Source organism: Herbidospora sakaeratensis, from assembly GCF_001570525.1.
Classification (GTDB): Bacteria; Actinomycetota; Actinomycetes; order Streptosporangiales; family Streptosporangiaceae; genus Herbidospora; species Herbidospora sakaeratensis.
Window position 1 is genome coordinate 44,289 of record NZ_BBXC01000009.1, and the last position, 20,550, is coordinate 64,838.

The 20,550-nt window shown below is 71.6% G+C and carries 21 protein-coding genes; 10 read left to right on the forward strand and 11 right to left on the reverse strand.

Features of this window, described 5'->3' with window-relative positions; translation table 11 throughout:
* The first annotated feature begins 115 nt into the window (after window positions 1–115).
* Window positions 116–463, forward strand: coding sequence for a helix-turn-helix domain-containing protein (locus AW271_RS10180; protein WP_169806313.1), 348 nt, complete (start codon window positions 116–118; stop codon window positions 461–463).
* Window positions 464–470: 7 nt separating this feature from the next.
* Here AW271_RS10180 and AW271_RS10185 read toward each other — a convergent pair whose 3' ends face one another.
* Genes AW271_RS10185 through AW271_RS10200 form a run of 4 tightly spaced genes read right to left on the reverse strand, consistent with a single transcriptional unit; the run spans window position 471 to window position 3,265 of the window.
* Window positions 471–1,010, reverse strand: coding sequence for a hypothetical protein (locus AW271_RS10185; RefSeq protein ID WP_157554014.1), 540 nt, complete (start codon window positions 1,008–1,010; stop codon window positions 471–473).
* A gap of 40 nt (window positions 1,011–1,050) precedes the next feature.
* Window positions 1,051–1,335, reverse strand: a complete 285-nt coding sequence (locus AW271_RS10190) for a PepSY domain-containing protein (protein WP_062335337.1) — start codon at window positions 1,333–1,335, stop codon at window positions 1,051–1,053.
* A gap of 35 nt (window positions 1,336–1,370) precedes the next feature.
* The gene (locus tag AW271_RS10195; protein ID WP_062335338.1) at window positions 1,371–2,591 is read right to left on the reverse strand and encodes a sensor histidine kinase; all 1,221 of its coding nucleotides are present in this window, start codon (window positions 2,589–2,591) and stop codon (window positions 1,371–1,373) included.
* Entirely contained in the window at window positions 2,588–3,265 is a 678-nt protein-coding gene (locus AW271_RS10200) for a response regulator transcription factor (RefSeq protein ID WP_062336363.1), read from the reverse strand. Before AW271_RS10200 ends, AW271_RS10195 begins: the two co-directional genes overlap by 4 nt.
* Window positions 3,266–3,361: 96 nt before the next feature.
* Between AW271_RS10200 and AW271_RS10205 the strand changes: the two genes are divergently transcribed.
* Entirely contained in the window at window positions 3,362–3,796 is a 435-nt protein-coding gene (locus tag AW271_RS10205; protein ID WP_062335339.1) for a hypothetical protein, read from the forward strand.
* On the opposite strand, the gene AW271_RS10210 is transcribed toward AW271_RS10205, so the two are convergent.
* A complete protein-coding gene (locus AW271_RS10210; protein WP_062335340.1) occupies window positions 3,793–4,356 on the reverse strand; it encodes a TetR/AcrR family transcriptional regulator in 564 nt (187 codons plus the stop codon). The two genes, AW271_RS10205 and AW271_RS10210, sit on opposite strands and share 4 nt — an antisense overlap.
* 77 nt (window positions 4,357–4,433) lie before the next feature.
* On the opposite strand from AW271_RS10210, the gene AW271_RS10215 reads away from it, so the two are divergent.
* The gene (locus AW271_RS10215) at window positions 4,434–5,003 is read left to right on the forward strand and encodes a dihydrofolate reductase family protein (protein WP_062335341.1); all 570 of its coding nucleotides are present in this window, start codon (window positions 4,434–4,436) and stop codon (window positions 5,001–5,003) included.
* Here the strand turns inward: AW271_RS10215 and AW271_RS10220 are convergent.
* Window positions 4,994–6,535, reverse strand: a complete 1,542-nt coding sequence (locus AW271_RS10220; protein WP_062335342.1) for an LCP family protein — start codon at window positions 6,533–6,535, stop codon at window positions 4,994–4,996. The genes AW271_RS10215 and AW271_RS10220 overlap by 10 nt on opposite strands.
* Between AW271_RS10220 and AW271_RS10225 the strand changes: the two genes are divergently transcribed.
* Complete coding sequence (locus tag AW271_RS10225; RefSeq protein ID WP_083976452.1) at window positions 6,534–7,550, forward strand: glycosyltransferase family 2 protein; 1,017 nt, start codon at window positions 6,534–6,536, stop codon at window positions 7,548–7,550. The two genes, AW271_RS10220 and AW271_RS10225, sit on opposite strands and share 2 nt — an antisense overlap.
* Here the strand turns inward: AW271_RS10225 and AW271_RS10230 are convergent.
* Together AW271_RS10230 and AW271_RS10235 are read right to left on the reverse strand one after the other, a co-directional pair.
* A complete protein-coding gene (locus tag AW271_RS10230) occupies window positions 7,530–9,281 on the reverse strand; it encodes a CDP-glycerol glycerophosphotransferase family protein (RefSeq protein ID WP_062335343.1) in 1,752 nt (583 codons plus the stop codon). The genes AW271_RS10225 and AW271_RS10230 overlap by 21 nt on opposite strands.
* A 9-nt stretch (window positions 9,282–9,290) precedes the next feature.
* The gene (locus tag AW271_RS10235; RefSeq protein WP_062335344.1) at window positions 9,291–10,685 is read right to left on the reverse strand and encodes a bifunctional cytidylyltransferase/SDR family oxidoreductase; all 1,395 of its coding nucleotides are present in this window, start codon (window positions 10,683–10,685) and stop codon (window positions 9,291–9,293) included.
* Window positions 10,686–10,790: 105 nt separating this feature from the next.
* Here AW271_RS10235 and AW271_RS42820 point away from each other — a divergent pair, with 105 nt between their 5' ends.
* From AW271_RS42820 to AW271_RS10265, 6 genes are all read left to right on the forward strand, one after another.
* Entirely contained in the window at window positions 10,791–12,209 is a 1,419-nt protein-coding gene (locus AW271_RS42820; protein WP_062335345.1) for a CDP-alcohol phosphatidyltransferase family protein, read from the forward strand.
* Window positions 12,209–12,832, forward strand: a complete 624-nt coding sequence (locus AW271_RS42825) for a DUF5941 domain-containing protein (RefSeq protein ID WP_062335346.1) — start codon at window positions 12,209–12,211, stop codon at window positions 12,830–12,832. The genes AW271_RS42820 and AW271_RS42825 overlap by 1 nt, the downstream gene beginning before the upstream one ends.
* Before the next feature lie 93 nt (window positions 12,833–12,925).
* On the forward strand, window positions 12,926–13,657 hold the full coding sequence (locus AW271_RS10250) for a phosphocholine cytidylyltransferase family protein (protein WP_062335347.1): 732 nt from the start codon (window positions 12,926–12,928) through the stop codon (window positions 13,655–13,657).
* Between the two features lie 29 nt (window positions 13,658–13,686).
* Window positions 13,687–14,727, forward strand: a complete 1,041-nt coding sequence (locus tag AW271_RS10255; protein WP_062336365.1) for an iron-containing alcohol dehydrogenase family protein — start codon at window positions 13,687–13,689, stop codon at window positions 14,725–14,727.
* Window positions 14,705–15,463 carry a CDP-alcohol phosphatidyltransferase family protein gene (locus AW271_RS10260; protein ID WP_062335348.1) on the forward strand — a complete coding sequence of 253 codons (759 nt, stop codon included), beginning with the start codon at window positions 14,705–14,707 and terminating at the stop codon, window positions 15,461–15,463. Before AW271_RS10255 ends, AW271_RS10260 begins: the two co-directional genes overlap by 23 nt.
* A gap of 149 nt (window positions 15,464–15,612) precedes the next feature.
* Window positions 15,613–16,494, forward strand: coding sequence for a glycosyltransferase family 2 protein (locus tag AW271_RS10265; protein ID WP_062335349.1), 882 nt, complete (start codon window positions 15,613–15,615; stop codon window positions 16,492–16,494).
* On the opposite strand, the gene AW271_RS10270 is transcribed toward AW271_RS10265, so the two are convergent.
* Genes AW271_RS10270 through AW271_RS38365 form a run of 3 tightly spaced genes read right to left on the reverse strand, consistent with a single transcriptional unit; the run spans window position 16,491 to window position 20,309 of the window.
* The gene (locus tag AW271_RS10270) at window positions 16,491–17,219 is read right to left on the reverse strand and encodes an acetoacetate decarboxylase family protein (RefSeq protein ID WP_062335350.1); all 729 of its coding nucleotides are present in this window, start codon (window positions 17,217–17,219) and stop codon (window positions 16,491–16,493) included. The genes AW271_RS10265 and AW271_RS10270 overlap by 4 nt on opposite strands.
* 39 nt (window positions 17,220–17,258) lie before the next feature.
* Entirely contained in the window at window positions 17,259–18,377 is a 1,119-nt protein-coding gene (locus AW271_RS10275; protein WP_062335351.1) for a glycosyltransferase family 4 protein, read from the reverse strand.
* Between the two features lie 60 nt (window positions 18,378–18,437).
* Window positions 18,438–20,309 (reverse strand): acyltransferase family protein, encoded by a 1,872-nt coding sequence (locus tag AW271_RS38365; RefSeq protein ID WP_062335352.1) that lies wholly within the window; start codon window positions 20,307–20,309, stop codon window positions 18,438–18,440.
* Window positions 20,310–20,550 lie beyond the last annotated feature (241 nt).

Here is a 20,550-nt window from a genome sequence, read left to right on the forward strand (position 1 = left end):
CGCCCAGCTGCGATCATGGTGCGGTCAAGCCGCCGCCGACCTTGCAATATACGTCGGCTATACATGCGCGCCCTACGTTGGCCGTATGTCACGGATGACCTTGGATGATCACCTGATGGCACGCATCGTGGACTACATCGACCACCGCCTCGGGGACCCTGATCTCTGCCCGCCCACCATCGCGGCGGCGCACTACCTGTCGATTCGCGGGCTGTATCGCATGTTCGAAGCACGGGGATTGTCGGCGGCGCGGTACATCAGGTCGCGGCGGCTGGAGAAGTGCCGCGACGAACTGACGGCGCCGGGGATGACGGGCGTGCCCGTGGGCACCATCGCGCAGCGGTGGGGCTTCCGGTCGTGCTCGCACTTCTCGCGGGTGTTCCTGGAGGAGTACGGGGTGTCCCCGGCGGCCTATCGGAAACAGGGAAACCGGAAACGGAGAACGGAGAGGACCGCCGCCTGACGGGAGCTCAGACGGAGAAGTCGGCCGCCATTCGCACCGCCTCGCCGAGTGGCGGCACACTCCATTCCGCCCGTTCCTCATCGGTCGTGCCGGGTTCCACGTCCCACAACCGGAACCCCTCGCCGTCCTCCACGTACTGCGTGCCGTAGTGCTGCGGCAGGCCCTGGTGCATCAGCCACCGGTCCATCGCCGCCGCGGCCAGCCACTTGGCCGGGCCGTAACCGGCCAGCGCGCTCAGCCTCGCCAGCACGTGGGCCAGGTGGAAGTGCTCCACCAGGTGGGAGTGCTGCAGGACCATCGCCGCGTTGTAGTAGTCGCGCGGCGACCGCACGTGCCCACTCCCCAGCAGCCGCATCACCTTGGCGCGGCGCGCCTGGTCGCGCTCGAACCGGCCCTCGGCCGGGGCGGCGCCGACCCGGTCGGCCTGGTCGTCGGCGAAGACGCTGATGAGCACCGGATTGTCCGGGGAATGGGCGTTCGGGGCGGGGAGCCGGTCAAGGACCAACGGCAGGTTGAACCGTTCTCCGATCAACCGTGGGCTCGGCATGTTCCCAGTGTGAACGGCGGCTCAGGTGGCGTCGAGGGTGTCAGTCGTCGTAGTCGCGGGTGAACTTGACGATGCGCCCGGTCGAGACGGCGACGTAGACGTCGTACTCCCAGTCGCCCTTCTCGAGCTCGATCTTCCAGGTGCGCACGCCGTGCTCGCGCTCGCGCTCGACGTCGCTCACGTACGCGCCGGGCACCTTCTTCTTCGCGATCTTCACCGCCTGCGCCTTGGTGACGGCGGCGGTCGTGGCGGCGACGGCGGGGGAGGCGGCGGCGGTCAGGCCCAGGACGGCGACCGCGGCGGTGACTGCGTATCGGATTCTCATGCCGTCAGCCTCGCCGGAGGGTGGATAGCGGCACGCTAAGACGTCACTAACGTCAGCACCACCCGCGCGCCGCCGCCCGGGGAGCTCTCCAGGCGCAGGCCCGGTACGGTCCGGCGCACGATGTCCAGGCCGAGCCCGGTCGACCCGGCTCCGCTGCGGCCGCGTTCCAGGGCGGCGGGGCCGAAGCCGGGGCCGTCGTCCTCCACGACCAGGTCGCGGGGCGTCAGGCGGACCGAGAAGGAGACCCCTTCGTCGGTGTGGGCGAACACGTTCTCGAAGAGGGCGTCGAGGGCGGCGGCCAGGTCGGGCGCGGAGACGGGCACCTCGACGGGGCCGGGCGGGACCGTCACGGAGAAGGCGCGTTCCTGCTCCTCGGCCAGCACCGACCAGAACCCGGCCCGGTCGCGCACCACCACGGCCGCGTCGCACGAGCCCTTCTCGCGGGTGCGGCGCCGGGCGTCGAGGATCACCGAGGTGACGGCCTTCTCCAGGGCGTCGACGCGGGCGGCGATGCGGTCGGCTTCCGCCGGGTCGCGCAGCGACTCGGCCTCCAGTCGCAGCCCGGTGAGCGGGGTCCTGAGCCGGTGGGAGAGGTCGGCGACCGTCTCGCGCTCCTCGGCCAGCAGTTCGCCGATGCGGCCGGCGAGGTGGTTGAGCGCCAGCCCGGCCGACCGCACCTCCGGCGGCCCGCCGGGCACCGCCCTGGCCGCCAGGTCGCCTCCGGCCAGGCGGTGGGAGACACGGGCCAGCGCGGCCGTCGGGCGGGTGATGGCGACCGCCAGCCGGTCGGCCAGAGCCACGCCGAGGCCGATCAGCACCACCCCGAGCAGCAGCAGCCCGAGCCAGGTCTCGCCGACGCCGCGGGTCAGGTCGCCGGGGGTCAGCACGACCTGGACCACGCTCGTGCCGCCGGGCCCCTGCACCGCGACCAGCACCTCACGGCCGCCCGAGGGGGAGACGGCGGTGAAACTGCGCCCGCGCCGGGCCAGCTCGACCGCCTCGGAGACCGGCCGCGTGCCGGGCGCGAAGACCGCGACGTCGTGCCCGCCCGCCGCCTCGGCGCGGCTGACGGCCAGGGCCAGCGTCGCGTCGTCGACGGTGCCGATCACCGCCCCGACCGACTGCGCCTCGGCCGTGGCCTGCGTGATCGCGTTGTTCTCGGCGGTCGCCCGCACCAGCAGGGCCAGCGGCACCAGCATGGCCACCAGCACCAGAGAGGTGGTCGCGGCCACCAGCAGCGCGAGCCGGCTCCTCACGGCGACACCAGTTTGACCCCGACGCCGCGCAGGGTGTGCAGGTAGCGCGGCTCCTGGGCGGTCTCGCCCAGCTTCCGCCGCAACCACGACAGGTGCACGTCGACCGTCTTGTCGGTGCCGCCGTAGGGGAGCTGCCACACCTCGAGGAGCAGCTCGCGTTTGCTCACCACCTGCCCGGCCCGCGAGGCCAGGTAGAGCAGCAGGTCGAACTCGCGCGGCGTCAGGTCGAGCCGCCGCCCGTCGAGCAGGGCCTCCCGGCCGCGCGGGTCGACCCGCAGGCCGCCGACCGTCACGGCCGGGTCGCCGGCCACCGATCCGGTCCGCCGCAGCACCGCCCGCACCCGGGCGTCGAGCTGGGCGGCCGTGAACGGCTTCACCAGGTAGTCGTCGGCGCCGGCGTCCAGCACCCGGACCGATTCGGCGTCGCCGTCGCGGGCGGTCGCCACGATCACCGGCACCGCCGACACCGCGCGCAGCATGCGCAGCAGCTCGGCGCCGTCGAGGTCGGGCAGGCCGAGATCCAGCACGACCAGGTCGGGGCGGTCGTCGAGGGCCATCCGTAGCCCGTCGAGCGCCGAGGCCGCCGACGCGACGGCGTGTCCTTTGTCGCGGAGGGCGCGGACCAGCGCGGTCCGGATCGTCACGTCGTCTTCGATGAGCAGCAGGCTGGCCATGATGCCCGACACGTTAGTCAATGTCCGGTTCATCGGCGAAGGGCCTTAGCGTCGTGTTAACCCGGCCTTAGCGCAGGGAGGGGAAGGGTGGGCGGCATGGATCGGCGTCTCGTCTTCGCGGTCGCGGGCTGGGTGGTCGCGGCGCTCGCGGCGACCGTCGCCGGGCTGGTCGTCATCGGCTCCTTCGGCGGCGCGTTCCGCGGGCCGGGCGACCAGGCCCTCTCGGCCGAGGCGGTGCGCCGCGAACTCGCCCTGCCCGCGCCCTCCGCCGACCCCCGGCCCTCCGGCCCCTCGGCCGCCGCGACGGCGAGCCGGGTGGTGTCCACCGAGGGGGGCACGGTCGTCGTGTCCTGTACGGCCGGCCGCGCGCACCTCACCTCCTGGACCCCCGCCCAGGGCTGGCAGACCGACGACGTCGAGCCGGGACCCGACGCCCGGGCCAAGGTCAAGTTCGAACGCGGCGAGGCCGAGGTCGAGGTGGAGACCCACTGCGCGGGCGACGTGCCGCGCACGGTCGTCGCGAACGACTAGAGCAGCCCTTCGACCAGCGCCTCGACCACCTCGTCGGTGGAGGTCTCGGGATCGATCGGCACGGTCAGCCGGTCGAGCAGCAGCCCGTCGACGGCGTAGTGGAACAGCGCGATCTCGGCCGGCCCGCCGGGCAGCCCGGCCGCCTGGTTGTACGCGACGTCGGCCCGGAAGCCCTCCAGCAGCACCCCCCGCATCAGGTCGGCGACCTCGGGCCGCCGGGCCGCCTCCAGCCGCAGCTCGAACCACGCGAGCGTGACCTCGGGATGGGCGCTCAACCGGCGCACGATGTCGCGCACGTGCCGGGCGAACGAGGCCCGGTCGGGCGGGTGGGAGGCGAGCTCGGCCACCACCTCGGGATCGGGCGCGAACCGTTCGCCGATGCGCGCGACCAGCCCTTCGAGCAGGTCGGCCCGGGAGCGGAAGTAGTTGGACGCCGTGCCGGTCGGCGCGCCGCACTCGGCGTCGACCGCCCGGTGGGTGAGCCCCCGCGAGCCCTCCCTGGCCAGCACCCTGATGCCGGCGTCGGCCAGCTCCGCCCGTCGTCCCGCGTTGCGCGCCATGGCGACGAGGGTAGCGCAACCACGACGGCTGTAGTACATTCTGGGCAATCACTACAACTGCTGTGGTTGGAGCACGGATGCGAGAACTCACCTATTACGTCGCCGTTTCACTCGACGGCCGGATCTCCGGCCCCGCCGACGACTTCTCGGCGTTCCCGGTCGAGGGCGACCACATCGAGATGATCAAGCGCGACTACCGCGACACCCTGGCCGACGTCGGCCTGCGCATGCTCGGCCTCACCGCCGACGGGTCGCGCTTCGACACGACCCTGATGGGCTGGAACACCTACGCCGCGGGCTTCGCCCACACCCGCGACCCCTATCCGCACACCCGCCAGTACGTCTTCTCCCGCACCCGCGGCCCCGGAGACGTCGCCGACGGCATCACCCTCACCGGTGACGACCCGGTGGAGGTGGTGCGGCGGCTCAAGAAGGAGGAGGGCACCGGCATCTGGCTCTGCGGCGGCGGCCTGCTCGCCAGCGCCCTCGTCGACGAGATCGACCGGCTGGTGCTGAAGGTCAACCCGGTCGTGCTCCAGGACGGCCCGCCGCTGTTCGCCGCCCCCTACGCCCCGCACACCTTCCGGCTGGAGCGCAGCACGCCCTACGCCTCAGGCGTGGTGGTCAACGAGTATGTTCACGGCTGAGGCTTGCAGATGTTCTGCGTGGCCGTGCGGGCCGCCGGGGTCGGCGCCTTCGACGGGGTCGGCGCGGCCGTCGGCACGGTCACCTTCTCGACCTCGTGGTTCTCGGTCCCGATGATGACCTCGATGCCCTCGACGTCGACCTGGCGCATCTCCGACCCGGGCAGCGCGGCGGCGACCGTGCGGGCCGAGTCTTCGCGCCCGGCGGCGTAGCGGACCACCGTGTTCTTGTAGTCGCGGCGGCCGGTGTCGCCCGCCTGTTCGGGCACCAGGAAGCCCGCGCCCAGCAGGGCGTCGCGGGTGCGGCCGCCCAGGCCCGTGACGAGGGTGCCGTTGAGGACCGTCAGCCGGATGCGGTTCGGCGGCACCGACAGCGGGGCCGACCGGCTCAGCTCCGGGGTCGTGGACGCCGTGGCCGACGGGGTCGCCGACGGCGACGGCTTGACCGGCTTGGCGAGGTCTTCGTCGTTGTCGATGCGGCGGAACATCTCGGCGGCGGCCGTCTTGTCCCACAACACCGCCGACTCGCCGGTCGGGGTCGTGTAGTTCACGTCGGCGATCGGCACGGTCGCGAACGACACGTCGTCGGTCGACACGTCTTTCAGCTGGGTGGCCAGGTCGAGCATGTTGCCCGACAACTCGTCGTCGACGGTGAGGGTGCGCAGCGTCGAGTTGACCAGGGCGCCCAGCTTGGCCGGGTTGGTGAGCGTGCCGCCGCTCAGCGCCTGCTGCAACATGGCCGAGATGACCTGCTGCTGGCGGTCGATGCGGTCGAGGTCGGAACGCGCGGTGGCCCGGGTGCGGGCGTAGGCGAGGGCGTTGACGCCGTCGAGGTTGTGGGTGCCGGCCGTCAGGACGAGCTTGGTCTTGTCGTCGTTGATCGGGACCGGCGTGCAGACCGTGATGCCGCCGAGCGAGTCGACCACGTCGATGAAGCCCAGCACGTTGACCTCGACGTAGTGGTTGATGCGCATGCCGGTGGCCTGCTGCACCGCTCGCACGGCGAGCTTCGCGCCGCCGAACTGGTAGGCGCTGTTGATCTTGTGGCTGCCCTGGCCGGGGATCTCGGTCCACGTGTCACGCGGGAGCGAGACCACCGTCACCTTCTTGTGGTCCTCCGACACGTGCACGACCATCATCGTGTCGGTGCGCTGGCCGACCTCGCGGCCCAGGTGGAGCTGGTTCTGCTGGCGGCGCGACAGGTCGTCGCGCTTGTCGACGCCCACCAGGAGGATGTTCATCGCGCCCCGGGTGGCCGAACCGGCGGTGCCCGCGTCGACCGAGGTGATGCGGCCCGAGACGTAGTTGGGCAGCGCCCACGCGAAGCCCGAGCCGACCAGCACCAGGCTCGACAGCGTGCCGGTCACGACGATGGAGCGCATGCTCGCCCGGCGGTGCCGGCGGCCCTTGCGGGGAGCTGCTACCCGGACCCCTCCGTAGGCGTCGCCGCCCACGTGAACACCCGAGTCCTCCACGCGCTCCCCCTTCGAGGTTGCCGTCCACGCCCCCTCGTACAGTAGCGTGAGCGCAGCCATGAACCCCTTCCTCGACGCGCCCCCCGCGGTCTCCGTCATCATGCCGGTGCTCAACGAAGAGCGGCATCTACGCGAAGCGGTCCAGCAGGTCCTCGACCAGGACTATGCGGGCCCGATCGACGTCGTCCTGGCGGTCGGCCCCTCCCGCGACCGCACGCAGGAGGTCGCCGACTCGATCGCCGCGGCCGACTCCCGGGTGAGCCTGGTGCCCAACCCCTCGGGCCGCACCCCCCACGCGCTCAACGCCGCGATCAACGCCTCCAAGGGCGAGGTGGTGGCCCGGGTCGACGGCCACGCCATGTTGCCGCGCGACTACGTGCGCACCGCCGTGGAGACCCTCCAGGAGACCGGCGCCGACAACGTCGGCGGCATCATGGCCGCCGAGGGGGTCAGCCCGTTCGAGAAGGCGGTCGCGCGGGCGATGACGTCCAAGATCGGGGTCGGCAACGCCGCGTTCCACGTCGGCGGCGAGGGCGGCCCGGCCGACACCGTCTATCTGGGCGTGTTCCGGCGCACCGCGCTGGAGCGGGTCGGCGGCTACGACGAACACTTCCAGCGCGCGCAGGACTGGGAGATGAACCACCGCATCCGGGAGACCGGCGGCCTGGTGTGGTTCCAGCCCAGGATGCGGGTCTCCTACCGGCCGCGCGCCACCGTCGGAGCCCTGGCCAGCCAGTACTTCCACTACGGCCGCTGGCGGCGGGTGGTGGCCCGCACCCACCAGGGCACCATCAACCTCCGCTACCTGGCCCCGCCGATCGCGGTCTCGCTGATCGTGCTGGGCCTGGTCGCCGGGTTCTTCTGGCCGCCCGCGTTCGTCATCCCGGCCGGCTACCTGCTGGCCATCGTCGCCGGGTCGGTGCTGACCGGCCGCGACCTCGAACCGGCCGCCCTGCTCCGCCTCCCGGTCGTCTACGCCGCCATGCACCTGTCGTGGGGCGCCGGCTTCATCACCAGCCCGAAGCGGCTGCGCAAGAAGCAGGAGACGGTCGGGTTACAGGACCTGTTTCAGTAGCCCCTGCTGATACGCCTCCTCGACGGCCGCGGCGAACCGGGCCATCGGATCGCCGTCGCCGAGCAGGTATCCGCGCAGGGCGCGGCGGGCGTCGGCGAGTTCGTCCTCGCCCGGGTCCTTCGACACCTGGGCCAGGATCTCGGGCAGCTCCCGCAGGTCCTCCGACAGCAGGTAGGCCGCCTGCGCCGACGGATAGCGGGTGACGAACTCGGCCCGCTCTTTGTCGGCCACGTTGGTGACGACATAGGGCTTGCCCGAGGCCATGAAGTCGGCGACCACACTCGAGATGTCGCTGATCAGCAGGTCGGCGTCGTTGAAGCAGTCGTACAGCGTCGGCTTGGGGCCCAGCACCACCGTGCCCGAGTCGGGGTGTTCGCGGCGCAGCCGGGCCATGATCGCGCCGTGGGCGCGGCGGACCGTCATCGACCGGTGGCCGGTCAGCGGGTGGGGCTTGTAGACCACCCTGACCCCTTCGGCCAGCAGCGCGTCGACCAGATGCGGCCCCATCGCCGCCACCGAACTGTGGAACAGGTCGTCGGTCCAGCCCTCCCAGGTGGGCGCGTAGAGCACCGACCGCGCCCGCGGCCCCTTCTCGTTGATTCCAGGCAGATTCCCGGCGCGAGCCACGGCCGGTCTTCGACCGTCCGCGACTCGCTTGATACCCGCCAGCTGCGGTCTGCCCACCTCGACGATCGCCTCGTCGCGCACTCCGACGCCGGCCCGCCGGTAGCGGTCGCGGCCGGCCGGTCCGGCCACCCACACCTGGTCGTAGACCTTCGTGTACGGGTTGAACGACGCCTCCTTGTCGCTGTCGCCGTGGCCGACGAACACGCTCACCATGCCCGGCGCCCGCAGCATGTGGATGTTGTTGCCGACGTTGGCGGCGAACAGCGCCACCCGGGCGCTGTCGAGCCCGCGGAAGTTCATCAGGTCGACCGCCGACGGGATGCACAACACCGGCAGCGTCGTGGGGGCCAGCGCGGTGAACAGGGGCCGTTCGCGCAGCACCACGATGGCCCGCCGGGGCAGCGCCTCCAGCACGGGCAACCACATCGACGCCTGGTAGACGGCGTTGGCCGCGCCGGAGAAGTAGAGGACGACCTCCGGCTCGTAGGCCCTGACCCGGTCGTCGACGAGCTGGACGACCCGCCGCCGGTCGGCCACCGGCGCGGCCCGGCGCAGCTCCAGCCCGAGCACGGCCGTCACCACCGCCATGGCGGCCAGCGTCACGGCCATCCCGGCCCCGGCGAGCCAGGTGTCACCCGTGAGCCCGGCCACCGCTGCGAGCACGACGGGCGGCACGTCGAAGTAGAGCAGCCGGGTGCCGCGCTGGCCGAGCAGCCTGCCGGACGGCGCCCGCGGCAGGGTGACCTGCAGGTTGCGCGTCTCGACCGGCCGCAGGTGGTGCCACCGGTGCAGGAACAGCGCCAGCCCGGTCTGGGTCGCCCGCATCGCGTGGAAGATGAACAGCCCGCCCGCCAGCGGCACGAACGGCAGGCCCAGCCGGGCCAGCAGCAGCACCGCCGCCATCTCCCGGGCCAGGAACCGGACCGTCACCCCGAGGTGGACCCGGCTCAGCTGGTCGGCCGCCGCCTTCGGCAACACGAGCTCGGCGGCGTAGGACACGAGCACGGCGGCGGCGAACAACCACGGCGACGGCGTCAGCGCGGCCGCCACCAGCGCCGGGCACGAACCCAGCACTACGCCCGTGACCAGGACTTTCTTCCCCATAGAGGGGGGTTACCCAGTCAGCCGCACATCGATCACCTGTCCGGTCAAAGGGGACACCAGCACATCGATGCTGGTCTCGGCCACGGCGTAGGGGGACAGCAGGGACGTCGGCGGCTCGTCGCCGAACGCGCGCTGCCGCATCGGCGTGGCGGTGCGTTCGGGGTTGACGCAGTTGACCCGGATGCCCTGCGGCGCCCATTCGTCGGCGAGCGCCTGGGTGAGGTTGACGACGGCGGCCTTGGCCGAGGAGTAGAGGCTGTAGTCGGCCCGGCCGCGCGTGTAGGAGGAGGAGGTGTAGAGCAGCAGGTGGCCGCGCGTCTCGGCGAGATAGCGGAACGCCGCCCTGGCCACGTTGACGGGGCCCAGGTAGTTGACGCCGACCGTCTCCTCGACGGTCGCGGGGTCGGTGTCGGCCAGCTTGCCCATGTGGAGCACGGCGGCGGTGTTGACCACGAAGTCGATGCGGCCGGTGGCGGCGTACACGCCCCGGAGGGCCTCGGCCACCGCGGCCGGATCCTGCACCGCGACCCCGCCGGCGGTGCGGGAGAAGACGTGGGTGTCGGCGCCGTGCTTGCGGGCCAGGTCGACGACGTCGGCGCCGATGCCGTAGGAGCCGCCGAAGACGACCAGCACCTTGCCGGTGAGGTCGAGGCCGGGCTGCGGTTCGGGCGGGGTGGCGGCGGCGAGCTGGAAGAGCTTGTCGGCGATGTAGACGTCGACCGGGTGGGTCACCTTCATGTTGTGCTCGCTGCCGGGCACGATCGCGATCGGCACGTCGGGGCGGTAGCGCAGCATGACGCCGCAGTCGTCGGTGGCGGGCCGCTTGTCGAAGTCGGGGTCGGCCAGGGCGCGCCGGTAGGCGTCGCGGACCACCGACAACCGGAAACACTGCGGGGTCTGCCCCCGCCGCAGCCCCGACCGGTCGGGGATGTCGCGGATGATCTCGCCCGACGGCCCCGGGACCGCCACGACCACGGTGTCGCTCGACGGGATCGCGACGTCGACCGCCTGGAACTCCTGCAGCTTCTCGACGCACTCGGCGATGATGCGGGGCTCGATCAGGGGCCGCACGGCGTCGTGCAGCAGGACGTCACATTCCTCGTCTCCCAGGGCGGAAAGGGCCAGCCAGGTCGACTCGGTCCGGCTCGTTCCGCCGTCGATCACCTTGCTGACCTTCGTGAAACCGTTACGCTCCACGAGCGCCCGAACCTCGTCGCCGAACCCCGGGGTCATCAGCACGACGACCTCGTCGACGTCGGGGTGGCCGTCGAAGACGGCCAGGGTGTGCTCCAGGATGGTCCGGCCCGCGATCTTGAGGAGCTGCTTCGGCGTGTTGAGCCCGACCCGCTGCCCGACGCCTCCGGCCAGGACGACGCCGACCGTGCGCAACCGTGATTCGATCATCTTGATCCTCCCCGCCCGCACCATACCCGTGACGGTGATTGCCCATTAGTGATCACTCGGTTACTTTTCGGGTTAGCGCGGGCGTCGACGGAAGTGGGGTCTGACATGCAGGTTCAGTCCGTCACGCAGACCGTGGCGGTCGTGCTCGCCAACACCCCTGCGGCCCGGCTGGCCTGCGACGGGGGCACCGTGCTCGGACGGCTCACCGAACAGCTCACCTCAATCCCGGTCGCGGTCAGGGTGGTCGGCCGCGCGGGCGGCGACCTCGCCGACGACCTCAGGGAGATCGCCGTCGTGGCCCGGTCCGGCTCCGCGCCGCTGGCCATCATCTCAGGTGACGTGGTCGCCCACACCGAGGCCATCGCCAACCTGCTGGAGCACCCGGCCAGGACCACCGGCGCGCTCGTCGCCGAGGGCGAGCCCGGCCCCGGCGCGAGCCCGGTCAGGGTCGAGCACGACCGCGTCGCGGCGGCCGGGAACTCCTTCCACCAGCTGGTCGGCCCCAACGCCACCTTCCGCGGCGTGCTCCAGGTGGGCGCGGCCGACCTGCCGCGCCTGGCCGCCGTCGCCGCCGAGCTGAGCGACCTGGCCAAGGAGGACCTGCTCGGCGAGGCCCGCGACGACGAGGCCGCCGACCTGCTGCTGGCCGGGATGGTGCGCTCCGGGGTGCCGGTCGCGGCGGTGCCGCTCGGCGTCCTGCACGCCGAACGGGTGACCGGGCAGGAGGCCGCCGACGCGGCGTTCGGCCGTCTCGGCGCGGTCGACGAGGAACGCGCCCGGCTCGACGCCGCGGTCAAGCAGGACGACGGCTTCTTCGCCACCTACGCCGTCAGCACCTGGTCGCGCCACCTGGTGAAGGCGGCGGCCTGGTTGCGGCTGACGCCCAACGGGGTGACCGGCATCTCCGTCGGCCTGGCGGCGATGGCCGCGATCTGGTTCTCCACCGGCACCCGCGCCGCCCAGCTCGCCGGGGCGGTCGCGCTCTACCTGTCGTTCGTGCTCGACTGCGTCGACGGGCAGCTGGCCCGCTACACCCGCCGGTTCAGCCCGATCGGCGCCTGGCTCGACGCGACGTTCGACCGGGTCAAGGAGTACGTCGTCTACGTCGGCCTGGCCCTCGGCTACACCGGCGGGATGGTCGGCGGCGCCACCGGGCCGGGCGACATCTGGGCCCTGGCGGTCGGCGCGATGTTGCTCCAGGCGGTCCGGCACATGATCGACTTCTCGTACGCCGGCGCCGTCGCCGACGCCGCGAAGGTGGGCTCGGCGTGGGGGAACTCGCGCCGGTCGCTGGCCGTGGCGGCCGACGGGGCCCGGCTGGTGCAGCTGGCCGGGCGGTTGGAGAAGGGCACTGCCACCCGCTGGGCCAAGAAGATCATCGTGCTGCCGATCGGCGAGCGCATGGCGCTCATCGCCGTCACGGCGGCGTTCTTCAACGCCTACGTCACCTTCGTCGCCCTGCTGGTCTGGGGCGGGATCGCCGCCCTCTACACGCTCACCGGACGGATCGCGAGGTCGCTCTGATGACGACGACTCACCTGTCTCCGGTGCCCGCCGGCCACGTGGTCGCCTACCGCGACGACGGCCCGCTGTCGGCCGCGATGGGCACCATGGTCTCGGGCCAGATCCCGCCGCTGCCGCCGGCCCTGGCGGGCCTGTTCGTGACCGGGGTGCTGCTCACCCTGGGCGTGGCGGGCGCCGACGGCCTGGCCGTGTTCGCCCCGGCGGTCGCGCTGCTGCTGGCCGGGCCGGGTTCCTCCCACCGCCACGACGGGCGGCTCGACTGGCTGGTGCCGCCGATCCTGCGCATCACCGAATACGGCTTCGTGGCCTCGGTCGGGTTCGCCCACGGGGTGCCCCCGGTGATCGTCTTCCTGCTCCTCGGCGCTATCCTCTTCCACCATTACGACCTTGTTTACCGGGTCCGCCAGCACGTCTACCCGCCCGCCTGGCTCGCGGCGGCGGGGTTCGGCTGGGAGGGCCGGATGCTCGTGGTCGCCGCGGGCGCCTGGTTCGACGGGGTGACGGCGGTGTTCGTGCTGCTGGCGCTCTACCTGTGGGGCATGTTCGGCTGGGAGAGCGTGACGTGCTGGCTCGCGGCCCCGCGTTCCGGTACGGAGGCCGCCAATCTCGGCATCAATGATTAATCTGAACAACAGCCCTCATTCGGATTACACGATCAGGTCTGGTTGGCAACTAACCTGTGGGGTTACACGCAGTTCGACCCCAAGGAGCGCACGTTGCTGGGAATGGTGCTGGCCGCCGGAGCCGGCCGCCGTCTAAGGCCCTACACCGACACACTGCCCAAGGCGCTGGTGCCGGTCGACGGTGAGACGACGATCCTGGACATCGCCCTGGGCAACCTCGCCGCGGTGGACCTCCGCGAGGTCGTGGTGATCGTGGGATATCAGGCGCAGGCCGTCGTCGACCGCAAGGCGGCGCTCGAAGACCGCCACGGCGTCAACCTCACGCTGGTCTTCAACGACAAGGCCGAGGAGTGGAACAACGCCTACTCCCTCTGGTGCGCCCGCGACTACTTCTCCCACGGCGTGCTGCTGGTCAACGGCGACACCGTCCACCCCGTCTCGGTCGAGCACACCCTGCTGAACGCTCCCGAGACCAGCGACGTGCTGCTCGCGGTCGACGACGTGAAGACGCTCGGCGACGAGGAGATGAAGGTCACCCTCGGCGGCGAGCAGCTCAAGCGCATCACCAAGCTGATGGAGCCCTCCGAGGCCTACGGCGAGTACATCGGCGCCACCCTCATCCGGCCGGGCGCCGCCGAGCGGCTGGCCGACGCGCTGCGCACCACCTTCGAGCGCGACCCCCAGCTCTACTACGAAGACGGCTACCAGGAGATGGTCGAGCGCGGCGAGACCATCCACGTCGCGCCCATCGGCGACGTGCGGTGGGTCGAGGTCGACAACCACGACGACCTCGCCAAGGCCCGCGTCATCGCCGCGACCTACTGAGAGGGGGGCACATGCCGATTCTGGCGAGGATGCTCCCCGCCCCCATCACCATGGAGGTGCGCCGGGGCGCGATCGCGCAGCTCGGAACGCTGCTGGCCGACAGCCGGGTGGCGACCTCCGGGCGGGTGGCGGTGGCCGTGGGCGCGGGCCTGGGCGACCGCATCACCGAGGTCATCGCGCCCTCGCTGGGCGACGCCGAGGTCTTCCGGGTGCCCGACGGCTCGGTCGACGCCGCCATCACGCTCGGCGCCGACCTGCGCAAGGGCGCCTACGAGGCGCTGGTGGGCATCGGCGGCGGCAAGACCATCGACGCCACCAAGTACGCCGCCTCGCTCGCCGGCATCCCCATGGTCGCCGTGGCGACCAACCTGGCCCACGACGGCATCTGCTCGCCGACCGCCTCGCTCACCCACGAGAGCGGCAAGGGCTCGTTCGGCGTGCCGATGCCGGTGGCGATCATGGTCGACCTCGACTTCGTCCACGACGCCCCCCAGGCGCTGGTGCGCTCGGGCGTCGGCGACGTGATCAGCAACCTGTCGGCGATCGAAGACTGGCAACTCGGCAACGCCGAGCGCGGCGAGCCGATCGACGGGCTGGCCTGTTCCATGGCCCGTACGGCCGCCGAGGCCGTCATGGGGCGCGGCGACTCCGTGGAGTCCGACGCGTTCCTGACCGTCTTGGCGGAGGCTTTGATTCTTTCCGGCATGTCGATGGTCATCGCCGGGTCAAGCCGTCCGGCGAGCGGCGGAGATCATGAGATCCTGCATGCCGTGGATCAGCTCTTCCCCGGCACCTCCAACCACGGCGAGCTGGCCGGCATCGGCGCCGCGTTCTGTTTCCACCTGCGCGACGACGAGGCCCGGCTGGGCCAGATCGTCGACTGCCTGCGCCGCCACGAACTCCCGGTGACCCACCTCGACGTGGGCCTGACCACCGAGCAGTTCGCCCAGGCGATCGCGCTCGCGCCGTCGACCCGTCCGGGTCGATACACCATCCTTGAGCATCTCCGCCTGACCGAGGGCGAGATCCGTGATCGAGTTGAGGGTTATGTCCACGCCGTCGGTCGCTGAGGTCCGCGCCAAGGCGCAGCCCGAGATGACCCTGGAGCGCCGCAACGGGGAACACTGGGCGGGCCTGCTCTACATGCGCAAGTTGTCGATCTACGTCACCTGGGCGCTGGCCCGCACCCCCATCACGCCCAACCAGGTCACCGGCCTGATGATCGTGACCGGGGTGGCGGCGGGCGCGGTGCTGGTGCTGCCGGGGCTGGCCGCGGCCGTGCTGGCGGCCCTGCTGGTGCAGGTCTACCTGCTGCTCGACTGCTCCGACGGCGAGCTGGCCCGGTGGACCGGGCGCACCTCGCTGACCGGCGTCTACCTCGACCGGGTGGGCCACTACTTCGCCGAGGCGGCGATCCTCATCGGGCTCGGCTTCCGGGCCTCCGAGACCTGGCCCGACTGGTACACCGTGCTCGGCTTCGCCGCCGCGCTCGGCGCCATCCTCATCAAGTCGGAGACCGACCTGGTCGACGTCGCGCGGGCCCGCTCGGGGCTGGTCGCGGCGACCGAGTCGTCGGCGACCCAGTTCCAGTCACGCAAGCTGGCGATGGCCCGCCGGGCGGCGGCCGCGCTGCGGTTCCACCGGGTGATCCAGGCGGTCGAGTTGTCACTTATCGTGGTGATCGCCGCGGTGCTCGACTTCTGGTTCCCGGCGACGAGGATCCTCGTCGTGGCGTGCGCGATCATCGCCGGGGTGCAACTTATTCTGCACCTGGTGAGCATTCTCGCCTCACGGCGGCTCGCTTGAGTTTTGCGGCGATCTCTCTTGCCCGGACACTTCGTGTTTGGTGGGTGTTCGCCGCTGGTTCCGATACGCTTAGTCCGGATTTGCCCGCCCAAATAGACTCGGTGATCATGAAATCGTGTGTCTCCCACCTCGTGCCGGGGCGATGACGCATGAAGATTTCCTGTGTCATCCTCACGATGGGTAACCGCATCCCGGAGCTCGACCGCGCGGTCGAATCGGCGTTGACGCAGGTCGACGGTGATATCGAAGTGGTGGTCGTGGGCAACGGGGTGGAAGTTCCGCCGCTCTCGGTGGAGCCGCAGCCCGGGTCCTCGGCCACCGTCAAGACCGTCCGGCTCGCCCACAACGTCGGCATCCCCGAAGGGCGCAACCGGGGCGTGCAGGAGTGCTCGGGCGACGTCGTGCTCTTCCTCGACGACGACGGCTGGTACGCCAACGACAAGGTCGCCGCGCACGTCCGCGAACGCTTCGCCGCCGAGCCCGACCTGGCCGTCATCTCCTTCCGGGTGATGGACCCCGACGCCGGGGTCGTGCAGCGCCGCCACGTGCCCCGCCTGCGGGCCGGCGACCCCGAGCGCAGCTCGCCCGTCACCACGTTCCTGGGCGGCGCCTGCGCCATCAGGCGGTCGGCGTTCCTGCAGGTCGGCGGCCTGCCGGAGAAGTTCTTCTACGCCCACGAAGAGACCGACCTGGCCTGGCGGCTCCTCGGCGAGGGCTACCGGATCGAGTACGACGCCGAGACGGTCATGTTCCACCCGCTCGTGCTGCCCACCCGCCACGCCGACTTCTACCGGCTCAACGCGCGCAACCGCGTGTGGCTGGCCCGGCGCAACCTGCCGTGGCCGCTGGTGCTGCTCTACCTGGGCAACTGGATGTTGCTGACGCTCCTCCGCGACCGCTCGCCGTTCGCGCTGCGCGCCTGGTTCCGCGGCTTCGCCGAAGGCTGGCGCGAGCCGGCGGGCGAACGCCGCCCGATGGCCTGGCGGACGGCCTGGCGCATGCTCATGCTGGGCCGTCCGCCCATCGTCTAAAAGGCTTCACCGAAGCTCATCGACACGTGCGTGGCCGTCATCGTGGCCAGCGCCCGCTTCGGCAGCCCCAACTCGCTGAGCTCCTTGGCGACCGGATGGTTGCCCAGCCGGATCAGCGCGCCGCCCGGCCGGGCCCGGACCCCCGACGCCCGCACGCTCCAGCCGGTCCGCCGGGTCGCGCCGTCGCGGTGCGCGAACGCCTCCAGCGCCGGCAGCCCCGCGCCCGGCAGCGGCACGCCGGGCCGGATCAGCAGGTCGAGCACCAGCCGCCCGTCCTTGCGCAGCACACAGCGTTTGTAGGGGGTCTTCTGGCGGACGTCGATGTCGGCCAGTTCCTTCGGGAAACCCCAGATCTCCCGGCCGGCCTCCATCGTGAACGTCTGGTCGACCGGCAGCCAGTGCACGAACGCCGCCGACCCGCTCGCCCGGACGTCCAGCACCCCCGCCCGCGCCGACCGGCGTGGCGGCGGCCCGGCCTCGGGTGGACGCACCCAGAAGACCACCCCGAACTCGTGGTAGGCCCCCAGGTCGGAGTCCTTGTACTCGGCGAAGACGAGCGTGCACAGCGCCTTCCCCGGGAGGATCTCGGTCACGTCGAGCCCCGAGTAGGCGATCACCGCACGGGCCGCGTCGGCCCGCACGAAATAGGTCGCCGCGCCCGCCGTCGCGTCCCTGACCTCCACCGGAAGGTCCACCCGGCGGCCCTGGATGAGATGGCTAGCCATGACTCCAGTACATCAACGCAGGGGGTGCACCGTACAGTCTCAGACCGCCACGGCGCGGTGCCCGCCGCGGACGGTCACCCGGCCGCGGGCGGCGGCCCAGTTCTCCAGCAGGGACACGAACTCCGGGGCGCGGTCGGGCCAGTGGTAGGCGGCGCGCGCCTCGGCGTGGCCTTCGGCGGCGGCCTTGGCGCGGCGGGCGGGGTCGTCGCGCAGCTCCAGCACGGCCCGGTAGGCGGCGTCCACGTCGCCGAACGGCACGACCGTGCCGCAGCCCTTCATCGCCTCGACGGCCCTGGGCAGCGGCGTCGTGATGACGGGCACGCCCTGGGCCATGTACTCGATCACCTTGGTCGGCGTCGACTCGCGGTAGTTCGGCACGTCGTGCAGCAGCGACAGGCCCGCCAGCGCCCCCTGAGTCATACGCAGGGCGTGCCGGTTCGGGACGTAGCCGAACCAGTCGAGCAGGCCGGTGCGCTGGGCGTCGCGGAGCATCGGCCGCACGTCGGCGTCGGCCGGGCCGATCAGGTCGAGCCGGATGCCGTGGGGCCGCAGCAGCTTGGCCAGCTCGACCATCTCGGTCGCGCCGCGCGCCTCGGAGATGTGGCCGACGTACACCACCCGCGACTCGCCCGGCGGGGGCGGCACGGTCTCGGACACGTAGGTGTGGTTGGGCACCACCGGGTGGTCGCCGGCGAACCGGGCCCGGTAGGACTCCTCGGCCAGGATCAGGTGCAGGCGGCGCTCGGCGCGCGCCTCCAGGTTGCGCAGCAGCGGCGGCAGCGTGCTGCGCGCGAAGTCGGGCAGGTACGGCTTCGCGTCGAGCGCGGCCACCGTGTCCTCGTGCACGTCCCACACCGTCGCCGGACGCCGCCTCGGCAGCGCCAGCAGCAGTTCGATGTCGTGCACCAGCAGAAGGTCGGCGTCGGCGCAGCCCCGCTTCAGCGCGCTCCGCGCGGCGCGCAGCGCCTTGGCCCGGTGCAGCCCGACGGCCCGGGGCACGTCGATGGCCCGGATCTCCGGCTGCGGCGTCACGTTGCAGTGCGTGAACGGCGCCACGTAGGTGACCTCATGACCCGCGTCCAGCAGCGCCCGGATCTGCCGGTGCATGATCCGGGCGTCCTCCGGATGGTGGACGACCGTGCCGACACATACCTTCATGCAGCGAGGCTGACCGGCAGGTCCGACATGCCCGGATGCGGAGCGTTAACCGCAGCCGAACTACGGTTGAACTTCCGCCTGCGGTTTCCGGTAGAGCCAGGTCAGGCGCGGTTCGAGCAGCCACTTGAAGATGGAGCGGGTGATCGGCAGGCAGAGGATTATCGCCAGCACGAAGGAGCTCGCGATGATCGCCAGGGTGCCCAGCGGGCCCTGCAGCCACTCCAGCTTGAGTAACCCGAAGTCCTTCAGGATCAGGATCGGGATGCCGTGGAGGAGGTAGGCGTACAGGGTGCGGACGCCGAGGTCGCTGAACCAGGTCTCCCGCTTGGGGATGATCGCCAGCACCGAGAAGCACAACGCCAGCACGCCGATCAGGAACGCCACGCGGAAGCCGATGGCGTACCACCAGTCGTCCATGTTGAGGTCGGCGTAGCTGTACCGGTTGTAGAAGATCTTCAGGCCGAGCTGGGGCGCGAGCACGATCGCGGCGGCGGTCCAGGCCGCCAGGACGAACGCGCCGATCATGCGCACCCACGACTTGTGCAGCCACTCGAAGTGCTCCGGCTTGAGGACCATGCCGAGCACGAAGAACGGCAGCAGGCCGAAGAACCGGTCCATGCTGAAGTCCTGCTCCAGCTGCGAGAAGCCCGAGAGCAGGTAGACCAGAACGGCGACGGTGAACGGCCAGCGCACCCGCTTCCACACCGGGACCGTCACCCGCCAGAGCAGCAGCGCGACCAGATACCAGTTGAGCCAGGCGGGGTCGGTGATGGTCAGCGTCCACTTGCCGCCCAGGCCCCAGCGCAGCAGCGCGTAGCCGACCTCCACGATCACATAGGGGATCAGGATCGTGTCGACGAGCTTGTTGACCTTGCCCCGGGAGTCCCAGAAGTTCCGCGACAGATAGCCGCTGATCATGACGAACAGCGGCATGTGGAACGCGAACGCCCAGATGTACCCGGCCTTGTTCGCCGGGTCGGCGCCGACCGTGTCGCGCAGCGCGTGGCTGGAGATGACCAGCGCGATCAGCACGAACTTGACGTTGTCGAGGTGGTGCGAGCGCGGCTTCTTCGCCGGGCTCGGCTCCTCTTCCTCCCGGTACGCCGGCGGCGCCGCCGACGGCGGGGTCGCGGCCCAGGCGGGCAGCGGCATGGACGGCGACTCGGGGAAGCCGCCCGTCGTGTGGCCGGCGTGGCCGCCCGTCTGGGAGCCGACGGCGGCGAAGGTGTCGGTCTGGAAGTTCTCGAAGCCGGGCGGCTGGGTGGGCAGCGGCGCCGACGGCGGGTCGTAGGGGGAGCGGCGGCGCTGCCACGGGCTCCAGTCGGCGGGCGGGTCGGGGTAGTCGACCGGCCCGAGGCCCGGGGGCGCCTGCTGCGCGGGGGTGTGCGGGATGCGCTGCGCCTGCTGCGGGTCGGGCGTGTGGGGGATGCGGTTGGCCGTCTGCGGGTGCTGCGGGGCCTTGGGCGCGCCGCCGCCGAAGTAGTCGAACCCCTCGCCGGGGCCGTCGTCGGCCTTGGCCCGCCGGTCGCGCGGCTTGCGCTGCGGCAGCGGGTCGGCGGAGGTCTGCGTGGGCGCGGAGAGCGGCGCGCCGGGCAGGCCGTACGCGCCCGTGCCCGAGGGGGTTCCGGACGCGCCGGGGCTGTCAAAAGGGCCCGGGAAGGGGGAGCGGCCGGTGTCCGGGCCGGGCTTCTGGGGGGCCTGCGGCGCGAAGGAGTCGGCCAGGCGGCCGCCCGAGGCGTAGGGGTTCTGGGGCACCTGCTGCGGGCCCGTCGAATGTGTGCCGTGGGCCTGGGGGCCGGTGCCGAACTCGACCGGTCGCTGGGGGCCCGTCACGGACGGGTCGTGGTGGTCGACCGGCTGACCGGGGGCCAGCGGGTCGGCGCCCTGGACGGCGGGGAGGTCAAGGTGGGTGTCGTCGGTGATCCGGCCCATCACCCCCGTTGGTGCGTCTTCAGCATCCGGATTCGGAACCGGGGGGCGGTTTCGGATGTCGCTCACGTGTCACTCACGGAAGAACGCTCAGCTATCTGTCAGAGGGCGGAACCAGACGAGGCCTGACAAACGCCCCCAGGGTGGCAGAAGGAAGACCGGGGCGCCCAGGCCGGACACCCCACCTTAACGGTCTTGTCGCCAGGATGTCGCAGGAGGGCGGAATCTCCGGGAAATCCGAAAA

Coding starts and splice junctions, on each gene's coding strand:
- AW271_RS10180 (WP_169806313.1), top strand. CDS start 116: ATGGCACGCATCGTGGACTACATCGACCACCGCCTCGGGGACCCTGAT.
- AW271_RS10185 (WP_157554014.1), bottom strand. CDS start 1,010: ATGCCGAGCCCACGGTTGATCGGAGAACGGTTCAACCTGCCGTTGGTC.
- AW271_RS10190 (WP_062335337.1), bottom strand. CDS start 1,335: ATGAGAATCCGATACGCAGTCACCGCCGCGGTCGCCGTCCTGGGCCTG.
- AW271_RS10200 (WP_062336363.1), bottom strand. CDS start 3,265: ATGGCCAGCCTGCTGCTCATCGAAGACGACGTGACGATCCGGACCGCG.
- AW271_RS10205 (WP_062335339.1), top strand. CDS start 3,362: ATGGATCGGCGTCTCGTCTTCGCGGTCGCGGGCTGGGTGGTCGCGGCG.
- AW271_RS10210 (WP_062335340.1), bottom strand. CDS start 4,356: ATGGCGCGCAACGCGGGACGACGGGCGGAGCTGGCCGACGCCGGCATC.
- AW271_RS10215 (WP_062335341.1), top strand. CDS start 4,434: ATGCGAGAACTCACCTATTACGTCGCCGTTTCACTCGACGGCCGGATC.
- AW271_RS10225 (WP_083976452.1), top strand. CDS start 6,534: ATGAACCCCTTCCTCGACGCGCCCCCCGCGGTCTCCGTCATCATGCCG.
- AW271_RS10220 (WP_062335342.1), bottom strand. CDS start 6,535: ATGGCTGCGCTCACGCTACTGTACGAGGGGGCGTGGACGGCAACCTCG.
- AW271_RS10230 (WP_062335343.1), bottom strand. CDS start 9,281: ATGGGGAAGAAAGTCCTGGTCACGGGCGTAGTGCTGGGTTCGTGCCCG.
- AW271_RS10235 (WP_062335344.1), bottom strand. CDS start 10,685: ATGATCGAATCACGGTTGCGCACGGTCGGCGTCGTCCTGGCCGGAGGC.
- AW271_RS42820 (WP_062335345.1), top strand. CDS start 10,791: ATGCAGGTTCAGTCCGTCACGCAGACCGTGGCGGTCGTGCTCGCCAAC.
- AW271_RS42825 (WP_062335346.1), top strand. CDS start 12,209: ATGACGACGACTCACCTGTCTCCGGTGCCCGCCGGCCACGTGGTCGCC.
- AW271_RS10255 (WP_062336365.1), top strand. CDS start 13,687: ATGCTCCCCGCCCCCATCACCATGGAGGTGCGCCGGGGCGCGATCGCG.
- AW271_RS10260 (WP_062335348.1), top strand. CDS start 14,705: ATGTCCACGCCGTCGGTCGCTGAGGTCCGCGCCAAGGCGCAGCCCGAG.
- AW271_RS10265 (WP_062335349.1), top strand. CDS start 15,613: ATGAAGATTTCCTGTGTCATCCTCACGATGGGTAACCGCATCCCGGAG.
- AW271_RS10270 (WP_062335350.1), bottom strand. CDS start 17,219: ATGGCTAGCCATCTCATCCAGGGCCGCCGGGTGGACCTTCCGGTGGAG.
- AW271_RS10275 (WP_062335351.1), bottom strand. CDS start 18,377: ATGAAGGTATGTGTCGGCACGGTCGTCCACCATCCGGAGGACGCCCGG.
- AW271_RS38365 (WP_062335352.1), bottom strand. CDS start 20,309: ATGGGCCGGATCACCGACGACACCCACCTTGACCTCCCCGCCGTCCAG.